Here is a 14,828-nt window from a genome sequence, read left to right as displayed (position 1 = left end):
GGATGGCTGTAGATATGGAAGGTTGTACGGGGATTTCTCTGAAGGCGTTGTGGGTATCGGCGGTGCTTCTGTTTTCCGTGCCGGCAGCGGCCGCGCAGACGGTTCAGGTCGCCGGTGCGCACTTCCCGCCCTATGTGGTCAAGCCGGAGTCGACGGAGACCAGCAGCGGCCTGCTGCCGGATATGCTCGATGCCCTCAACGGGCTGCAGACGGATTACCGCTTCGTCATGCGGCCCACTGCCATTCCCCGGCGCTTCAAGGACTTGCAGGACGGCCGCATCGACCTGGCCGTATTCGAAAACCCCGACTGGGGCTGGCAAGGCATTCCGGGGACGCGGATCGACATGGGCCTGGAGGATGCGGAGATCTTCGTGGCCAAGGCCCAGCCCGGGCGCACCCAGGACTATTTCAGCCAGTTGGCCGGCAAGCGCCTGGCCCTGTACAACGGCTATCACTATGGCTTCGCCGGCTTCAACGCTGACCCTGAGTTCCTCCAGCGCGAGTTCGACGCCAAGCTCAGCTATTCCCATGAGAGCAATCTGCGGATGCTCCTGCGGGGGCGGGCCGACATCGCCCTGGTGACCCGCTCCTACTTCAACGCCTACCTGGAGCTGAATCCGGACCAGGCCGGGAGCTTCCTCACCAGTGACCGGGAAGACCAGCACTACCATCACTACGCGTTGCTGCGGCCGGGTGCCCCCATCAGTGCCGCACAGTTTTCCGCGCTGCTGGACAAGCTGCGTGCCGATGGCAGCCTGCAGCGCATCTTCGGGCCCTATGGCGTGGCGGTCAGGCCAGCCGCAACGGGTAGCTCAACAGCAACAGATGGCAGAGATTGACCGCCAGGTGCAGGACCACGGCCACCGAGAGCCTGCCGCTGTAGTGGAAGGCCAGGCCGTAGCCCAGCCCTGCGACGCCTGCCAGTAGCGCGAACAGCGGGCTGAAAGGGATGTGCACCGCGCCGAACAGTGCCGCCGTGAGCAGCACGCCATATCGCGCGCCGAGCCGCTTGACCAGCAGGGGCTGGAGCACGCCGCGAAACACCAGCTCCTCCGCCAGCACGGTCGCCAGCAGGTTGATCGCCAGCCACTCCCAGATCAGCTCCGGCCATTTCGGCTGCCAGCCCACGAGGCCCGAGCCAAGGGCCAGCAGCGGCACCAGCAGCAAGGTCGCCAGCAGCACCAGCCACGCCCGCAGGGGTGAAGGCGCAGGCGGCGCCGGGCGCCCCAGCCACCACGCCAGCAGTGTCATGCCCACCAGCAACTTGTCCCAGGACAGGCGCAGGGCGTAGGGCGGCGCATCGGGGCTGATGCGTTGGGGCTCGCCCAGTGCCAGCGGGCTGAAGCCCGGAACCAGATGCGCGGCCAGGGCCACGGAAGAGAAGAGGGTAATCGGCAGCCAGAGCCTTGCCGGCAGCTGGCGCTCGGCGAACACCCAGCCGGCATAGGTGACGCCCGCCAGCAGGGCGCTCACCTGAACGCCGCCCAGCCCCTGGCCCAGGGCGAGGACGATCAGCGGAAATAGCAGTTGCAGATGCAGCGGCAAGGTGCCTTCCCGTGGCGATGCCGCCGTTCGTGATTCGGGCGCCGGCACGGGGTCAGCGGTCCTTTGCGTCCTTGGCATCCATCTCGGCATTGCGCTCGTGGATGCGCTTGAGTTGCTCCTCGGTCAGCGGCAGCTTCTTCGCCGTGTCGCGCAACAGCATCAGGCTACCGACGATGGAGCCGATGGCCAGAACCAGTATCAGCCAGGCATACCAGGGCATGGTGTTCTCCTGCGGAAAGGGCCGTTACTGTATTCGATTGTGGGCGCCTTTCCACGTTCCCGGTAACTTCGCAATCAGGGCGTTCATCCGGCGTTGCAGCCGGATGTCCTGGCAGCGCGCGCTTCCAGCAGGCGCTCGCGCAGCGCGTCGTAGCTCCAGTTGAAGGCCAGGGTGTACGGCAGGAAGAACAGCAGCAGACCGATATCCAGCAGGAAGGCTTCCACCAATCCGATCGACAGCCACCAGGCGGCCACCGGCACCAGGGCGATCACCAGCCCGAGTTCGAACAGCACGGCGTGGAGGCACCGCACCCACAGCGTGCGCTGGAAGCCGAGGCGGCGCTGGGCGCGGTCGAACAGGCCATTGAAGATCATGTTCCAGACCATCGCCACCGTGGAGAACATCAGGGTCAGCGCACCCATGTGCGCGAGCGACTTACCCATCACCAGGGCCAGTACCGGCGCGGTCAGCAGAACAGCCAGGCCTTCGAACGCCAGGGCGTGGAAGGCGCGTTCCTTGAGGGACTTGTTCAGGGCGGTGGTCGGACGGTTCATGGTGCTCTCCAGGCTGCGGATGACAGGAATGGCCTGTATTCTCATCGGTTGATGGGATAGCACTAAGTTGGATGCCATCGGGAAAACCGATATGAATTACTCGCCAGAATCACTCGAAGCCTTCGCCCAGGCCGTCGCCCTGGGTTCGTTCAGCGCGGCTGCGCGCAAGCTGGGCAAGAGCCAGTCCACGGTCAGCGAGGCCATCGCCCGGCTGGAGATCGATCTGGGCCTGGAGCTCTTCGACCGCAGCAGTCGCCAGCCGACACTGACGGAAGCCGGCCGCACGCTGCTGGGACGGGTGGAGGAGATTCGTGCCGCATCCGAGCGCCTCCAGCGCGCCGCCGCCCAGCTGTCCGGCGGGCTGGAGGCGAGGGTGACGCTGGCGTTGTCCGATACCTACCAGTCGGCCCAGTACGAGGCGCGCCTGGTTGAGCTGGACGAGCGCTATCCGGACCTCGAGTTCGAATGCCTGATCGCCGAGCACCGTGATGTGATCGAGCTCGTCACCCAGGGCCGTGCCACGCTGGGGCTGCTGGCCGCGCAGAGCAGCTATCCGCCGGAGCTGGCTTCGGCGGTCGTGGCCGAGCGTGCTGACTTCGGCTTGTTCGTGGCGCTCGATCACCCCCTGGCGCAGCGGGCGGATGTGCGCGAGAGCGACCTGGCCGGCTGGCGCCTGTTGCGCTTGAACACCCTGGGCGATGCCCTGGCGGTGAACGACGGCCTGCCGCCCAGCGGCGGGCGCTGCTGGTCTGCGCCGAACTACCTGCTGTTGCTGGAAATGGCCACCCATGGCTTCGGCTGGGCGGAGCTGCCCCGCTGGCTGGTCAGCGGTTACGCAAACGGCCGTCTGAAAGAGCTGCAAGTGCCCGGCTGGCCGCGCAGCCAGGCCGTGGATGTGGTCTGGTCGCGGGAGCGCCGATTGGGCCCGGCGGCGAGCTGGTTGCTGGAGCGCCTGCTCGACCGTCCGTCCGCTCGCTGAGTCGGCTCTGTTAGCCTCAGCCCAGTCATTCAAGGAGGAAGTCATGCAAATTCCCGTCACCCTCCAGGCCGGCCTCTGGGGCTGGCTGGCCGCCAGTAGCCTGCTCATCGGCGCGGGCATCGGTTTCCTGGTGACGCTGCCGAAGAAGGTTCTGGCCTCGATCATGGCCTACGGCAGCGGCGTGCTGGTGGCCGCCCTGTGCTTCGGGCAGATCCCTGAGGCAGAGCGCATCGGCGGGCTCTTGCCGACCCTGGGCGGGTTGCTGGCCGGCGGCGTCGCTTTTGTGCTGGCCAGCCAGTACATCGAGCGCCTGGAGCATCGCCATCGTGGCAAGAGCAGCAACGGCGGCAGCGGCATGGTGGCCATGCTGATCGCTGTCGGCGCCTTCCTCGACGGTATTCCCGAATCACTTGGCCTGGGGTTGGGGCTGCTGGATGGTGGCGAGGTCAGCGTGCTGATGCTCGTGGCCATCTTCCTCGCCAACCTGCCTGAAGGCCTGGCCAGTGCCGCCGGGCTGCGGGAGGAAAAGCGCAGCGGCTGGCTGGTGTTCGGCCTCTGGGGCGTCATTGCCGTGCTGTCCGGGCTGGCGGCCATGGCCGGGCCAGGGTTGTTCGCCGGTCTGTCACCGCATTGGCTGGCCTTCGCCCTGGGATTCTCGGCGGGCGCGGTGCTCTGCATGCTCGTGGACACCCTGATCCCCGAAGCCTTCGAAACCACACATGCCTGGACCGGGCTGATCACCCTGGCGGGGTTCATGACGGCCTTTACTCTGGATCACATTGTCTGAGGCACGGAGGCAGCGGCGCGCGAGGGCTTGCGCTACAATGCGCGCCGTTTCCGATTCGCCAGAGAGCCTGCCCCATGTCCGCCTGTCAGACGCCGATCATTGTCGCCCTCGACTTTCCCACCCGCGAAGCCGCCCTGCGGCTGGCCGACCAGCTGGACCCCAAGCTGTGCCGGGTCAAGGTGGGCAAGGAGCTGTTCACCAGCTGCGCTTCTGAGATCGTCTCGACCCTGCGTGACCGCGGCTTCGAAGTCTTCCTCGACCTGAAATTCCACGACATCCCCAACACCACCGCCATGGCGGTGAAGGCCGCCGCCGAGATGGGCGTGTGGATGGTCAACGTGCACTGCTCGGGCGGCCTGCGCATGATGGCGGCCTGCCGCGAGACCCTGGACAAGTTCAACGGGCCGAAGCCGCTGCTGATTGGCGTGACCGTGCTGACCAGCATGGAACGCGAAGACCTGGCTGGCATCGGCCTGGACATCGAGCCCAAGGAGCAGGTGCTGCGTCTCGCCGGTCTGGCGGACAAGGCTGGCATGGATGGCCTGGTCTGCTCGGCCCAGGAAGCCACCGACCTCAAGGCTGCCTATCCGCGCCTGCAGCTGGTGACCCCGGGCATCCGTCCGGCCGGCAGCGCCCAGGACGACCAGCGTCGCATCCTCACCCCGCGCCAGGCTCTGGATGCCGGCTCCGACTACCTGGTGATCGGTCGCCCCATCAGCCAGGCCGCCGATCCGGCCAAGGCCCTGGCCGCCGTGGTCGCCGAGCTGGCGTGACCTCGCCGGTGCGCTGCCTGGGTGGCAGCGCACCAAACGCGCGGGATCAGCGCACTTTCAGCACCAGTTTCCCGAAGTTCTCCCCGCTGAACAGCTTGCCCAGGGTTTCCGGGAAGCTTTCCAGCCCGGTCACCACATCTTCCTTGCTCTTCAGTTCGCCGCTGGCCAACCAGCCGGCGATGTCCTTGACCGCCTCGCCATAGCGGTCCGCATAGTCGAACACCACCATGCCTTCCATGCGCGCGCGGTTGACCAGCAGCGCCAAGTAGTTGGCCGGGCCCTTCACCGCTTCCTTGTTGTTGTACTGGCTGATGGCGCCGCAGATCACGATCCGTGCCTTGCGGTTGATACGGGTCAGCACGGTGTCGAGGATGTCGCCGCCGACGTTGTCGAAATAAACGTCAACGCCGTTCGGGCATTCGCGCTTGAGGGCGGCGTGGAGGTCCTCGGCCTTGTAGTCGATGGCACCGTCGAAGCCCAGTTGCTCGACCAGGTAACGGCATTTCTCCGCGCCACCGGCAATGCCCACCACGCGGCAACCCTTGATCCGCGCAATCTGCCCGGCGACGCCGCCCACCGCGCCGGCCGCCCCGGAGATGACCACGGTTTCCCCAGCCTTGGGCTGGCCCACGTCCAGCAGGGCGAAATACGCCGTCATGCCGGTCATGCCCAGGGCGGAAAGGTAGAGGGGTAGGGGAGCGCGGTCCGGGTCCACCTTGTGGAAGTCGCGAGGCGTGCCGAGAAAGTAATCCTGGACGCCGACTGAACCGCAGACGTGGTCCCCCACCTTGAAGTCCGGGTGCTGCGAGGCCATCACCTTGCCAACGCCCAAAGCGCGCATCACCTCGCCCAGGGCCACCGGGGCGATGTAGGAGCGGGCGTCGTTCATCCAGCCGCGCATGGCGGGGTCGAGGGACAGATAGAGGTTTTCCACCAACACCTGGTCGGGGCCGGGCTCGCCGACCGGGGTTTCCACGTAGGAGAAGGTTTCGCGAGTGGCCGGTCCAACCGGGCGCTGGGCAAGCAGGAACTGGCGATTGAGCAGGGGCATGGCAGCAACTCCGACAGGGGAAAGTGTTGGTGATAGTCCGCCAGCCGGCATGGGGCAAGTCAGCAGGCCCGGCGGAATGTGCTGCCATGGGTTGGGGTGATGTTGTATTGGAGGGCTCATCATCGATCTGGATGGTGCGCTCACCAGAGCCCTGATGATGCTGACGTCGCGGGACTGCGACTGACTAGACTCCGCCCCTGTTCCCATTCCCATTGAGGATGCACAGATGAGCATGAAGTTCTCCGGCCAGGTCGCCCTGGTAACCGGTGCCGCCAACGGTATCGGTCGCGCCACGGCCCAGGCGTTCGCCGCCGAGGGTCTGAAAGTGGTGGTTTCCGATGTGGACGTCGCCGGTGGCGAGGGCACGGTGGAACTGATTCGCGCCGCCGGTGGCGAGGCCGTGTTCATCCGCTGCAACGTGACCCGCGACGCCGAGGTCAAGGCGCTGATGGAAGGTGCCGTGGCTGCCTATGGCCGCTTGGACTACGCCTTCAACAACGCCGGCATCGAGATCGAGAAGGGCAAACTGGCCGACGGCGACGAGGCGGAGTTCGACGCCATCATGGGCGTCAACGTGAAGGGCGTGTGGCTCTGCATGAAGTACCAGATCCCGCTGCTCCTGGCCCAGGGCGGCGGCGCTATCGTCAACACTGCGTCCGTGGCTGGCCTGGGTGCAGCGCCGAAGATGAGCATCTACGCCGCGTCCAAGCACGCGGTGATCGGCCTGACCAAATCGGCGGCCGTCGAATATGCCAAGAAGAAGATCCGGGTGAACGCCGTGTGCCCGGCGGTGATCGACACCGACATGTTCCGCCGTGCCTACGAGGCCGATCCGAAGAAGGCTGAGTTCGTCGCCACGATGCATCCGGTGGGACGCATCGGCAAGGTCGAGGAGATCGCCGCGGCGGTGCTCTACCTCTGCTGCGATGCCGCCGGCTTCACCACTGGCCAGGCCTTGGCGGTGGACGGCGGCGCGACGGCGATCTGATTCCGGCAAGCCCGTCGGGTGGAAAGCGCTTTTCTTTCCGCCATTCGCGGCCAGTCCAACCTCCCGATGGAGGGCCGGATAGGCCTGGTCGAACCTGGCATGCGGCAGAGCTTGTAGGAGCGGACTCATTCGCGAATGAATTCGCTCCTACAGCGAGAAGAAGAGAAAGGCGCCGTCTGGCGCCTTTCTTCATTTATCCCGGCCGCTGTCGAAGTTGAGGATCAGCAGGGTCAACACCCCGGCGATCAATCCCCAGAAGGCGGAACCGATGGACAGGAGCGTCATGCCTGAGGCGGTCACCATGAAGGTGATGAGTGCCGCTTCGCGCTCCTTCGGCGCTTGCATGGCGGCGGTGAGACCATTGCTGATGGAGCCGAACAGCGCCAGGGCGGCGATGGACAGCACCAGCTCCTTGGGCAGGGCGGCGAAGAGTGCTGCCAGGGTGGCGCCGAAGGTGCCGGCGATGCCGTAGAAGACCCCGCACCAGACAGCGGCGGTGTAACGCTTGCTGCGGTCCTCGTGGGCGTGGGGGCCAGTGCAGATGGCTGCGCTGATGGCCGCCAGGTTGATGCCATGGGAGCCGAAGGGCGCCAGCAGCAGGGAGGCGAGGCCGGTGACCGAGACCAGCGGCGAGGCCGGCACCTGGTAGCCGTCGGCCCGCAGCACGGCGATGCCGGGGATGTTCTGTGACGCCATGGCCACCACGAAGAGCGGAATGCCGATGCTGATGATGGCGGTGACGGAGAACTCCGGGGTCGTCCAGACGGGCTCGGCCAGGGCGAATTCGAATCCGCTGAAATCCAGCAGGCCCAACGCGGCCGCTACCAGGCAACCCACCAGCAGCGCCGCCAGCACGGCATAACGCGGTTGCAGGCGCTTGAACACCAGGTAGCTGAAGAACATCGCCAGCACCAGGGAGGTGCGGTGCTGGGCGGCGATGAAGATTTCGCTGCCGATCTTGAACAGGATGCCCGCCAGCAAGGCGGCTGCCAGGGAGGCGGGCAGGCGGCGCATCAGCCGCTCGAAGCCGCCGGTCAGTCCCACCAGGGCCAGCAGGGCCGCGCAGACGATGAAGGCGCCAATCGCCTCGGCATAGCTCACGCCCGACAGGCTGGTAACGAGCAGGGCCGCACCCGGCGTAGACCAGGCGACCACGATGGGCGTGCGGTAGCGCAGGGACAGGCCGATGGTGGTTACCGCCATGCCGATGGACAGGGCCCAGATCCACGAGGAAATCTGCCCATTGCTCAGGCCGGCCGCCTGGCCGGCCTGGAACATCAGCACCAGGGAGCTGGTGTAGCCGGTGAGCATGGCGATGAAGCCCGCCACCACGGCGGCGGGCGAGGAGTCTGCGAAGGGGCGCAGGCGCGGTGGGTTGGCCGGGGTTTCCGTGCTGAGAGTCATCAGATCTTTCCGTGGACATCGACCAGGATGGGGTAGAGCGAGGCCACCAGTAGCAGGGCCATGCCGACGTTGAACAGGCGCAGTATGCGCGGTTCGGACAGCCAGCGGCGCAGCAGGCTGCCGGCCACCGTCCAGAGGCCGACGCTGGGGCAGTTGATCAGCGCGAAGAGGGCAGCGATCAGCACCACATTGACCACGAAATTCTCCTGCGGCGTGTAGGTGGTGATAGCGCCGATGGCCATCACCCAGGCCTTGGGATTCACCCATTGGAAGGCCGCGGCCTGGAGGAAGGTGAACGGCTTCGGGCGTTTCTCCGCTTCGTTGGCGTCCGGGGCGCCGGAGCCGGCGATCTTCCAGGCCAGGTAGAGCAGGTAGGCGGCACCGAGGTAACGCAGCGCGGTATAGAGCTCCGGAATCTGCTGGAACACCTGGGACAGGCCCAGGCCCACGGCGATCACCAGCACCATGAAGCCGAGGCTGATGCCGAGCATGTGCGGCACGCTGCGGCGTATCCCGAAGTTCACCCCGGAGGCGAGCAGCATCATGTTGTTGGGGCCGGGCGTCACGGAGGTGACGAAAGCGAAGAGGGCGAAGGCGAAAATCAGTTCCAGGCTCATGGCGGTTACCTTTTCGTTGTGTCCGCAGACTAAGGCCAGCCAGCTGGAAACGTCCCGATACAGCGACGCGCGCGATGAGCAATACAGTCGATTGGCACCCTGGTGATCAGCGGCTACTGTGATGGTTTTCCTGCCTGGAGTGACTCACATGGATGAGAACCCTTATGCCGCCCCCCGGGTCGAGCTGGTGGAGGATGCGGGGCCGCGGCCGATGAACGGCTGGAGCCCCGGCCAGCTCAGGCTGCTGGCCTGGCTGAGCCTGGTGCTGACGGTAGGAACTCTGACCCTCACGGGCCTGGCGGTGGCCGCCGGCGCCACCGAGGACGCACTGATGACCCGTCTGACTGACTGGCTGAGTGTGGCGCTGACATTGCTGGGCTGTTACCTGCTGATCCGTCTCAAGCTCTTCGCCGAGGCGCGCTTCTCCGCCGAGAACTTGGCGCCGCCCGTCTGGGCGGTGGTGATTGTCAGCCTGGCCGTAGAAGCGATGGACTACCTGTTGGGGGATGCCAGCACTGAGCCAGGCTGGCCCATGGTGGCGTATTTCGGCGTGATCGCCGTGTTGGGTGCGCTTACCGCCTGGCTGGCGGTGCGGATGCTGAAGGTGCAGAACGCCTATCCGGTATTCCGAGTGATGGCCTGGCTGAACCTGGTGGGCGGCATCATGATGGCCACCGTGGTGCTGATGTTCGTGGGGCTCCTGCCGCTCATTGCCGCCTACGTGGCCATGACGCTGGTGTTCTTCCGTGGCGCGGGGGAGCTGGGCAAGGTTGCCTAGTTCTCGGTGACTTCGTTCTGACGGGCGGTGCAAAGTGCCTGGTTGACCTGTAGCCAGCCGCGCACCGCTTCCTCTCCGGCCTCGCCGAAGGCGCGTTGCAGCAGACGCGCCTGTTCGCGGCGCAGGGCCTGCTCCAGCTTCGCCCCTTCGGCGGTGAACCCCAGCAGGCGCTTGCGCTTGTCATCGTCCGCCGCGACGCTCTCCACCAGCTTCATCTCGATCAGCTGCCGCAGCGGGGTGTTCAGCGCCTGCTTGGTCACCCCGAGGTAGCCCAGCATCTCCTTGACGCTCAGCCCCGGGTACTTGGCGATGAAGAACAGGATGCGGTGGTGCACCCGCGACAGGCCCCGGCGGGCGAGGATTTCGTCCGGTTTGCTGGTGAAGGCCTGGTAGCCGAAGAAGAAGGCTTCCATGGCGGCTTGCTGAATGGCGGAATTTTTCAGGTCAAGCATATTGACGTTTCTGTCGCGGTCGTCGTAGTTTCGGTCAAGCAGTTTGACTTAATTTTCTCGCTTCCGCACCCGGTGACAATCCATGGCCTTCTCTGAACGCATCGCCCGCCTGAAAAGCTCCCTGATCCGCGAAATCCTTGCCGCCGCCCAGCGTCCGGAAGTGATGTCGTTCGCCGGTGGCCTGCCGGCCGAGCCGATGCTGCCGAAAGTGGATTGGGACGAGATGCCGGCAAGCATGGGCCAGTACGGCATGAGCGAAGGCGAGCCGGCACTGCGTGAAGCCATTGCCGCCGAGGCCCGCGCCCTCGGCGTACCCTGCGAGGCGAGCCAGGTGCTGATCGTCAGCGGCTCCCAGCAGACCCTGGACCTGGCCTCCAAGCTGTTCATCGATCCGGGCACCGAGGTGCTGCTGGAGGCGCCCACCTACCTGGCGGCCCTGCAAGCCTTCCAGCTGTTCGGCGCCGATTGCATCGCCGTACCCCAGGAAGCCGACGGCCCGGAAATCGCCGCCCTGCGCCAGCGTCTGGAGCAGCACAAGCCGGCGTTTGCCTACCTCATTCCGACTTTCCAGAATCCGTCCGGCACTCGCTACAGCGAGGCCAAGCGCGACGCGGTCGCCGCGCTGCTGGACGAATTCGGCGTGACCCTGATCGAAGACGAACCCTACCGTGAGCTGGTGTTCGACGAAGGCAGCGCCACCCCCATCGTCAGCCGCCTGAAGAAGACCAGCTGGATCTATACCGGCACCGTCTCCAAGACCCTGTTGCCGGGGCTGCGGGTGGGCTTCCTGATCGCCACCCCGGACCTGTTCCCGCACCTGCTGCGCCTGAAGCAGTCCGCTGACCTGCACACCAACCGCATTGGCCAGTGGCAGGCACTGCAATGGTTCGGTACCGAGCAGTACCGCCAGCACCTGGCCGAGCTGCGTGATTTCTACCGCGTGCGTCGCGACGCCATGCAGGCTGCTCTGCAAGAGCATTTCGGCGAGCTGGCCACCTGGGAAATCCCCCAGGGCGGGCTGTTCTTCTGGCTGACCTTGAAGCAGCCGCTGGATACCCGCACCCTGCTCAAGCCGGCGCTGGAGCAGAACGTCGCCTTCATGCCGGGCGAGCCGTTCTTCATCGATCCGGACAAGCATCCGGGGCATCTGCGTCTGAACTTCAGCCACGTGGCACCGGAGCGTCTGGGTGAAGGCCTGAAGCGGCTCGCGGGCGTCATCCGGCAGGCACAAGCGGCACAGGCCGCCTGATTACAGAGGAGGGGAGAGATGTACAAGGTTTACGGCGACTACAAGTCCGGCAACTGCTACAAGGTCAAGCTGATCCTCAACCTGCTCGGCCTGCCGTATCAGTGGGTACCGGTGGACATCCTCAAGGGGGAAACCCAGAGCCCCGAGTTCCTGGAAAAGAACCCCAACGGCAAGATCCCGGTGCTGGAGCTGGAAGACGGCACTACCCTCTGGGAGTCCAATGCCATCCTGAATTTCCTCGCCGAGGGCACCGACCTGCTCCCCGCCGAACCGCGCCTGCGCACCCAGGTGCTGCAGTGGCAGTTCTTCGAGCAGTACAGCCATGAGCCCTATGTGGCGGTGGCGCGCTTCATCCAGCTCTACCAGGGCATGCCGGAAGATCGGCTCGAGGAATACAAGGTCTGCCACGTGCGTGGGCAAAAGGCGCTCAAGGTGATGGAAAAGCAGCTGCAGCGCACGCCTTACCTGGTGGGCGACCAGTACTCCATCGCCGATATCGCCCTCTACGCCTACACCCATGTGGCCCACGAGGGTGGTTTCGACCTGTCCGGCTACCCGGCCATCCTCGCCTGGCTGGATCGCGTGGCCAGCCACCCGCGCCATGTGGGCATGTTCGACTGACATACTCTGTTTCACGACGAAGCCGGCGCAAGCCGGCTTTTTCGTTTCCAGTCCTGGAACGCGCGTGCCGAGTGAGGGCCTGTTCATGATCCGGCGTCAGGTTGTTCTCATCTTATTGATTGGAATCAAGATTTTCCCGATCGCCTGCCACTAGTCTACCGGCCGTTTCGTTTGTCCAAACAATGCCGGGTCTGCGCGGTGAGGAGAGCAAGTGGTATTTCTCGAATGGGAAAGTGATCTGGACACCGGCATCGAGGTCATTGATGGCCAGCACAAGCGCATCGTCGAGATGATCAACGGACTGCACGCTGCCCAGTTGCAGATGGACAAGGCCGCTGTGGCACGGGTGATCGAGGAAGTGGTCGACTACACGCTGTCGCACTTCGCCTTCGAGGAAACACTGCTGGAAGATGCCGGCTACCAGTTCAGCCGGGCGCACAAGAAGGTCCACGAGCTGTTCATCCGGCGGGTCAATGTGTTTGGCATGCGTCACGAAGCCGGCGAAGACGTGGCCGACGAACTCAAGGATCTGCTCGGCCGCTGGCTGTTCAATCACATCCGTAACGACGATGCCAACTACGTCGAGGCGGTCAAGGCGAACATGCAACGGCTGACCCGGGACGACAGCAATGGCGGCTGGCTGTCGCGCTCGATGAAGCGCTTCTTCGGTTAAGCGCGGTCCGCCGCCTGGATTGCGCGGTCATGGCGGACCTTCCGAGCCTGTACTAAGTTGGACGCTCCAGCCTGCCAGCAGGCATCCAGCGGAGCGCCGTACATGAAATACCGAGGCAGTTGCCACTGCGGGAAGATCGCTTTCGAAGTGGAGGGCACCCTGGAGCAGGTCATGGAGTGCAACTGTTCGTTGTGCAGCCGGCGCGGCTACCTGCTCTGGTTCGTCCCGCGCGAGCAACTCAAGCTCTCCACGCCTGAATCCGACCTGTCCACCTATCGATTCAACCGCATGCACATCGCCCACCACTTCTGCGCCAACTGCGGCTGCGCACCTTTCGGAGAAGCCGCCGATCCCAAGGGCAAGGCCATGGCCGCCGTGAATGTGCGCTGCCTGGAGGATGTGCCCCTGGACGGGCTCAAGGTGCTGAAGGTGGATGGGCGGAGTTTCTAGTCGGCGAAGCTCATGCCACTCACCAGGCCGCTGTCGAACAGCCTGCCGAGCGCCGTGCTGACCTCGGTCTCATGCCCTTCGGACGGGCAGGCCGCCAGCACCCATACATCGGCATCTGGCTGCTCCAGATGCCCGCCGAAGCGTGTGACCAGGAGGTGCAGGTGCTGCTGCAACTTCCCGGCGCTCCGGTGTGGCGCGCGGATCAGGATCTTGCGGGGAATCGTGGTCGACATGGTCCATCTCCTTTCCATGAGGCATGAGCCGGGGAGTTATTGGAGATGCCAGATTGCGCCTGCCGTCGTGACAATCCGATAGCCAATCACCTGGAAAACACCGGGGCCAATCTTCGACCGGCCCGGGCCCGTGTGGAAACGAAAAAGCCGGCTTGCGCCGGCTTTTTCGGGCGTCGCGAAACTCAGTTGTTGATCAGGCTGAGGAATTCGCTGCGGGTCGCGGCGTTTTCGCGGAACTCGCCGAGCATGACCGAGGTAACCATGGAGGAGTTCTGCTTCTCCACGCCGCGCATCATCATGCACATGTGCTGGGCTTCGATGACCACGGCGACGCCGAGGGCGCCGGTGACCTTCTGGACAGCTTCGGCGATCTCGCGGCTGAGGTTTTCCTGGATCTGCAGGCGGCGGGCGTACATGTCGACGATGCGGGCGACCTTGGACAGGCCCAGCACCTTGCCGTTGGGGATGTAGGCCACGTGGGCCTTGCCGATGAACGGCAGCAGGTGGTGTTCGCAGAGGGAGTACAGCTCGATGTTCTTCACCAGCACCATTTCGCTGTTGTCGGAGCTGAACAGGGCGCCATTGGTGACTTCTTCCAGCGTTTGCTGGTAGCCGCGGCAGAGGTACTGCATCGCCTTGGCGGCGCGCTTCGGGGTATCGAGCAGGCCTTCACGGGAGACATCCTCGCCGAGTTGGCCGAGGATCGCGGTGTAGTGCTGTTCCAGGGACATGGAAATTCCTGTGGGGATTTACGCAAAGGCGCAGGGTAGGGCGCGAAGGCGCGGCTGGCAAGGGCGGACTGCAGAGTCGCCGTCCGCCCGACGGCCGGGCGGCTTACTCGTCGCGGCCTTCCATCATGGTCCGGCGCAGCATCACATAGACGGCACCGGTGCCGCCGTGTTTCGGCAGGCAGGAGGTGAAACCCAGCACTTGCGGGTGCTGGCGCAGCCAGGTGTTGACGTGGCTCTTGATCAGCGGGCGCTTGCCGTCCAGGCGCGCGGCCTTGCCGTGGGTCACGCGAACGCAGCGCACTTCGAAGCGGTTGGCCTCGGCGATGAAGTCCCAGAGGGTTTCCCGGGCCTTTTCCACCGTCATGCCGTGCAGGTCGAGGCTGCCCTCGAAGCTGATCTGGCCCTGCTTGAGCTTGCGCATCTGCCCTTCCTGCACGCCGTCGCGAGCCCAGTAGAGCTCGTCTTCAGCGCCGACGTCGATCACGAACTGGTCGGACAGGCCGTCCACCTTGACGCTGGCCTGGGTCACGGTCGCGTTCTGCCTGCGGGTGGCGAGTTGCTTCAGGTCGGTTTTCGGTTTCCCGGTGTCCGCGCGGTCGTTCTGGATGCGTTTCACACCACGCATCTGTTCGGTGAACAGGGAGAAATCGTCGTCGTTCTGGGCGTTGTCTTGCATAAGGGCCTCCGCGAAGGGCGGCTAGTTTACCCAAATGCCCGGTTCGC

Annotated in this window: 20 protein-coding genes; 10 read left to right on the top strand and 10 right to left on the bottom strand. The window is 65.0% G+C overall.

Features of this window, described 5'->3' with window-relative positions; translation table 11 throughout:
- Positions 1-14: 14 nt before the first annotated feature.
- Positions 15-839, top strand: a complete 825-nt coding sequence (locus TQ98_RS17650; RefSeq protein ID WP_082073128.1) for a transporter substrate-binding domain-containing protein — start codon at positions 15-17, stop codon at positions 837-839.
- On the opposite strand, the gene TQ98_RS17645 is transcribed toward TQ98_RS17650, so the two are convergent.
- From TQ98_RS17645 to TQ98_RS17635, 3 genes are all read right to left on the bottom strand, one after another.
- Complete coding sequence (locus TQ98_RS17645; protein ID WP_044870211.1) at positions 790-1,545, bottom strand: CPBP family intramembrane glutamic endopeptidase; 756 nt, start codon at positions 1,543-1,545, stop codon at positions 790-792. The genes TQ98_RS17650 and TQ98_RS17645 overlap by 50 nt on opposite strands.
- A gap of 52 nt (positions 1,546-1,597) precedes the next feature.
- Positions 1,598-1,765, bottom strand: coding sequence for a DUF2897 family protein (locus tag TQ98_RS17640; protein WP_082073127.1), 168 nt, complete (start codon positions 1,763-1,765; stop codon positions 1,598-1,600).
- Between the two features lie 83 nt (positions 1,766-1,848).
- Positions 1,849-2,319 carry a multidrug/biocide efflux PACE transporter gene (locus tag TQ98_RS17635; RefSeq protein ID WP_044870210.1) on the bottom strand — a complete coding sequence of 157 codons (471 nt, stop codon included), beginning with the start codon at positions 2,317-2,319 and terminating at the stop codon, positions 1,849-1,851.
- A gap of 91 nt (positions 2,320-2,410) precedes the next feature.
- Here TQ98_RS17635 and TQ98_RS17630 point away from each other — a divergent pair, with 91 nt between their 5' ends.
- The 3 genes from TQ98_RS17630 to pyrF all read left to right on the top strand — a co-directional run bounded on the left by TQ98_RS17630 (position 2,411) and on the right by pyrF (position 4,858).
- Positions 2,411-3,298, top strand: a complete 888-nt coding sequence (locus TQ98_RS17630; RefSeq protein ID WP_044870209.1) for a LysR family transcriptional regulator — start codon at positions 2,411-2,413, stop codon at positions 3,296-3,298.
- A gap of 43 nt (positions 3,299-3,341) precedes the next feature.
- The gene (locus TQ98_RS17625; RefSeq protein WP_044870208.1) at positions 3,342-4,085 is read left to right on the top strand and encodes an integral membrane protein; all 744 of its coding nucleotides are present in this window, start codon (positions 3,342-3,344) and stop codon (positions 4,083-4,085) included.
- A 74-nt stretch (positions 4,086-4,159) separates the two neighbouring features.
- On the top strand, positions 4,160-4,858 hold the full coding sequence (gene pyrF / locus TQ98_RS17620; protein WP_044870207.1) for an orotidine-5'-phosphate decarboxylase: 699 nt from the start codon (positions 4,160-4,162) through the stop codon (positions 4,856-4,858).
- Positions 4,859-4,904: 46 nt separating this feature from the next.
- Here pyrF and TQ98_RS17615 read toward each other — a convergent pair whose 3' ends face one another.
- Positions 4,905-5,909: an NADP-dependent oxidoreductase gene (locus TQ98_RS17615; RefSeq protein WP_044870206.1), complete on the bottom strand. Its 1,005-nt coding sequence runs from the start codon at positions 5,907-5,909 to the stop codon at positions 4,905-4,907.
- Positions 5,910-6,135: 226 nt separating this feature from the next.
- Here TQ98_RS17615 and TQ98_RS17610 point away from each other — a divergent pair, with 226 nt between their 5' ends.
- Entirely contained in the window at positions 6,136-6,897 is a 762-nt protein-coding gene (locus tag TQ98_RS17610; RefSeq protein ID WP_044870205.1) for an SDR family oxidoreductase, read from the top strand.
- Positions 6,898-7,086: 189 nt separating this feature from the next.
- Here TQ98_RS17610 and TQ98_RS17605 read toward each other — a convergent pair whose 3' ends face one another.
- Together TQ98_RS17605 and TQ98_RS17600 are read right to left on the bottom strand one after the other, a co-directional pair.
- Positions 7,087-8,301 (bottom strand): benzoate/H(+) symporter BenE family transporter, encoded by a 1,215-nt coding sequence (locus TQ98_RS17605; protein WP_044870204.1) that lies wholly within the window; start codon positions 8,299-8,301, stop codon positions 7,087-7,089.
- Entirely contained in the window at positions 8,301-8,918 is a 618-nt protein-coding gene (locus TQ98_RS17600) for a LysE family translocator (RefSeq protein WP_044870203.1), read from the bottom strand. The genes TQ98_RS17605 and TQ98_RS17600 overlap by 1 nt, the downstream gene beginning before the upstream one ends.
- 148 nt (positions 8,919-9,066) lie before the next feature.
- On the opposite strand from TQ98_RS17600, the gene TQ98_RS17595 reads away from it, so the two are divergent.
- Positions 9,067-9,696 carry a hypothetical protein gene (locus TQ98_RS17595; RefSeq protein WP_044870202.1) on the top strand — a complete coding sequence of 210 codons (630 nt, stop codon included), beginning with the start codon at positions 9,067-9,069 and terminating at the stop codon, positions 9,694-9,696.
- Here TQ98_RS17595 and TQ98_RS17590 read toward each other — a convergent pair.
- Complete coding sequence (locus tag TQ98_RS17590; RefSeq protein WP_044870201.1) at positions 9,693-10,148, bottom strand: MarR family transcriptional regulator; 456 nt, start codon at positions 10,146-10,148, stop codon at positions 9,693-9,695. The genes TQ98_RS17595 and TQ98_RS17590 overlap by 4 nt on opposite strands.
- An 82-nt stretch (positions 10,149-10,230) precedes the next feature.
- Between TQ98_RS17590 and TQ98_RS17585 the strand changes: the two genes are divergently transcribed.
- From TQ98_RS17585 to TQ98_RS17570, 4 genes are all read left to right on the top strand, one after another.
- A complete protein-coding gene (locus tag TQ98_RS17585; protein WP_044870200.1) occupies positions 10,231-11,397 on the top strand; it encodes a PLP-dependent aminotransferase family protein in 1,167 nt (388 codons plus the stop codon).
- A gap of 18 nt (positions 11,398-11,415) precedes the next feature.
- On the top strand, positions 11,416-12,018 hold the full coding sequence (locus TQ98_RS17580; protein WP_044870199.1) for a glutathione S-transferase family protein: 603 nt from the start codon (positions 11,416-11,418) through the stop codon (positions 12,016-12,018).
- A 211-nt stretch (positions 12,019-12,229) separates the two neighbouring features.
- Complete coding sequence (locus tag TQ98_RS17575) at positions 12,230-12,691, top strand: bacteriohemerythrin (protein ID WP_044870198.1); 462 nt, start codon at positions 12,230-12,232, stop codon at positions 12,689-12,691.
- Between the two features lie 102 nt (positions 12,692-12,793).
- Positions 12,794-13,141, top strand: a complete 348-nt coding sequence (locus TQ98_RS17570) for a GFA family protein (RefSeq protein WP_044870197.1) — start codon at positions 12,794-12,796, stop codon at positions 13,139-13,141.
- Here the strand turns inward: TQ98_RS17570 and TQ98_RS17565 are convergent.
- From TQ98_RS17565 to TQ98_RS17555, 3 genes are all read right to left on the bottom strand, one after another.
- On the bottom strand, positions 13,138-13,374 hold the full coding sequence (locus TQ98_RS17565) for a hypothetical protein (RefSeq protein WP_044870196.1): 237 nt from the start codon (positions 13,372-13,374) through the stop codon (positions 13,138-13,140). The genes TQ98_RS17570 and TQ98_RS17565 overlap by 4 nt on opposite strands.
- Before the next feature lie 182 nt (positions 13,375-13,556).
- Positions 13,557-14,105, bottom strand: a complete 549-nt coding sequence (gene folE, locus TQ98_RS17560; RefSeq protein ID WP_016493613.1) for a GTP cyclohydrolase I FolE — start codon at positions 14,103-14,105, stop codon at positions 13,557-13,559.
- A 103-nt stretch (positions 14,106-14,208) separates the two neighbouring features.
- Positions 14,209-14,781, bottom strand: a complete 573-nt coding sequence (locus TQ98_RS17555) for a Smr/MutS family protein (protein WP_044870195.1) — start codon at positions 14,779-14,781, stop codon at positions 14,209-14,211.
- Between the last annotated feature and the right edge of the window lie 47 nt (positions 14,782-14,828).

The organism is Pseudomonas sp. LFM046 (assembly GCF_000949385.2).
In the GTDB taxonomy this organism is placed as follows: Bacteria; Pseudomonadota; Gammaproteobacteria; order Pseudomonadales; family Pseudomonadaceae; genus Metapseudomonas.
The sequence above is the reverse complement of the archived record's forward strand: the minus strand, read 5'-3'. Positions and strand labels throughout refer to the sequence as shown.

Excerpts from the sequence above, each read along its gene's own strand:
- TQ98_RS17610 (WP_044870205.1), top strand. The coding sequence starts at position 6,136 with ATGAGCATGAAGTTCTCCGGCCAGGTCGCCCTGGTAACCGGTGCCGCC.
- TQ98_RS17590 (WP_044870201.1), bottom strand. The coding sequence starts at position 10,148 with ATGCTTGACCTGAAAAATTCCGCCATTCAGCAAGCCGCCATGGAAGCC.
- TQ98_RS17580 (WP_044870199.1), top strand. The coding sequence starts at position 11,416 with ATGTACAAGGTTTACGGCGACTACAAGTCCGGCAACTGCTACAAGGTC.
- folE (WP_016493613.1), bottom strand. The coding sequence starts at position 14,105 with ATGTCCCTGGAACAGCACTACACCGCGATCCTCGGCCAACTCGGCGAG.
- TQ98_RS17565 (WP_044870196.1), bottom strand. The coding sequence starts at position 13,374 with ATGTCGACCACGATTCCCCGCAAGATCCTGATCCGCGCGCCACACCGG.
- TQ98_RS17640 (WP_082073127.1), bottom strand. The coding sequence starts at position 1,765 with ATGCCCTGGTATGCCTGGCTGATACTGGTTCTGGCCATCGGCTCCATC.
- TQ98_RS17630 (WP_044870209.1), top strand. The coding sequence starts at position 2,411 with ATGAATTACTCGCCAGAATCACTCGAAGCCTTCGCCCAGGCCGTCGCC.
- TQ98_RS17635 (WP_044870210.1), bottom strand. The coding sequence starts at position 2,319 with ATGAACCGTCCGACCACCGCCCTGAACAAGTCCCTCAAGGAACGCGCC.
- TQ98_RS17600 (WP_044870203.1), bottom strand. The coding sequence starts at position 8,918 with ATGAGCCTGGAACTGATTTTCGCCTTCGCCCTCTTCGCTTTCGTCACC.
- TQ98_RS17615 (WP_044870206.1), bottom strand. The coding sequence starts at position 5,909 with ATGCCCCTGCTCAATCGCCAGTTCCTGCTTGCCCAGCGCCCGGTTGGA.
- pyrF (WP_044870207.1), top strand. The coding sequence starts at position 4,160 with ATGTCCGCCTGTCAGACGCCGATCATTGTCGCCCTCGACTTTCCCACC.
- TQ98_RS17555 (WP_044870195.1), bottom strand. The coding sequence starts at position 14,781 with ATGCAAGACAACGCCCAGAACGACGACGATTTCTCCCTGTTCACCGAA.
- TQ98_RS17625 (WP_044870208.1), top strand. The coding sequence starts at position 3,342 with ATGCAAATTCCCGTCACCCTCCAGGCCGGCCTCTGGGGCTGGCTGGCC.
- TQ98_RS17585 (WP_044870200.1), top strand. The coding sequence starts at position 10,231 with ATGGCCTTCTCTGAACGCATCGCCCGCCTGAAAAGCTCCCTGATCCGC.
- TQ98_RS17570 (WP_044870197.1), top strand. The coding sequence starts at position 12,794 with ATGAAATACCGAGGCAGTTGCCACTGCGGGAAGATCGCTTTCGAAGTG.
- TQ98_RS17650 (WP_082073128.1), top strand. The coding sequence starts at position 15 with ATGGAAGGTTGTACGGGGATTTCTCTGAAGGCGTTGTGGGTATCGGCG.
- TQ98_RS17605 (WP_044870204.1), bottom strand. The coding sequence starts at position 8,301 with ATGACTCTCAGCACGGAAACCCCGGCCAACCCACCGCGCCTGCGCCCC.
- TQ98_RS17595 (WP_044870202.1), top strand. The coding sequence starts at position 9,067 with ATGGATGAGAACCCTTATGCCGCCCCCCGGGTCGAGCTGGTGGAGGAT.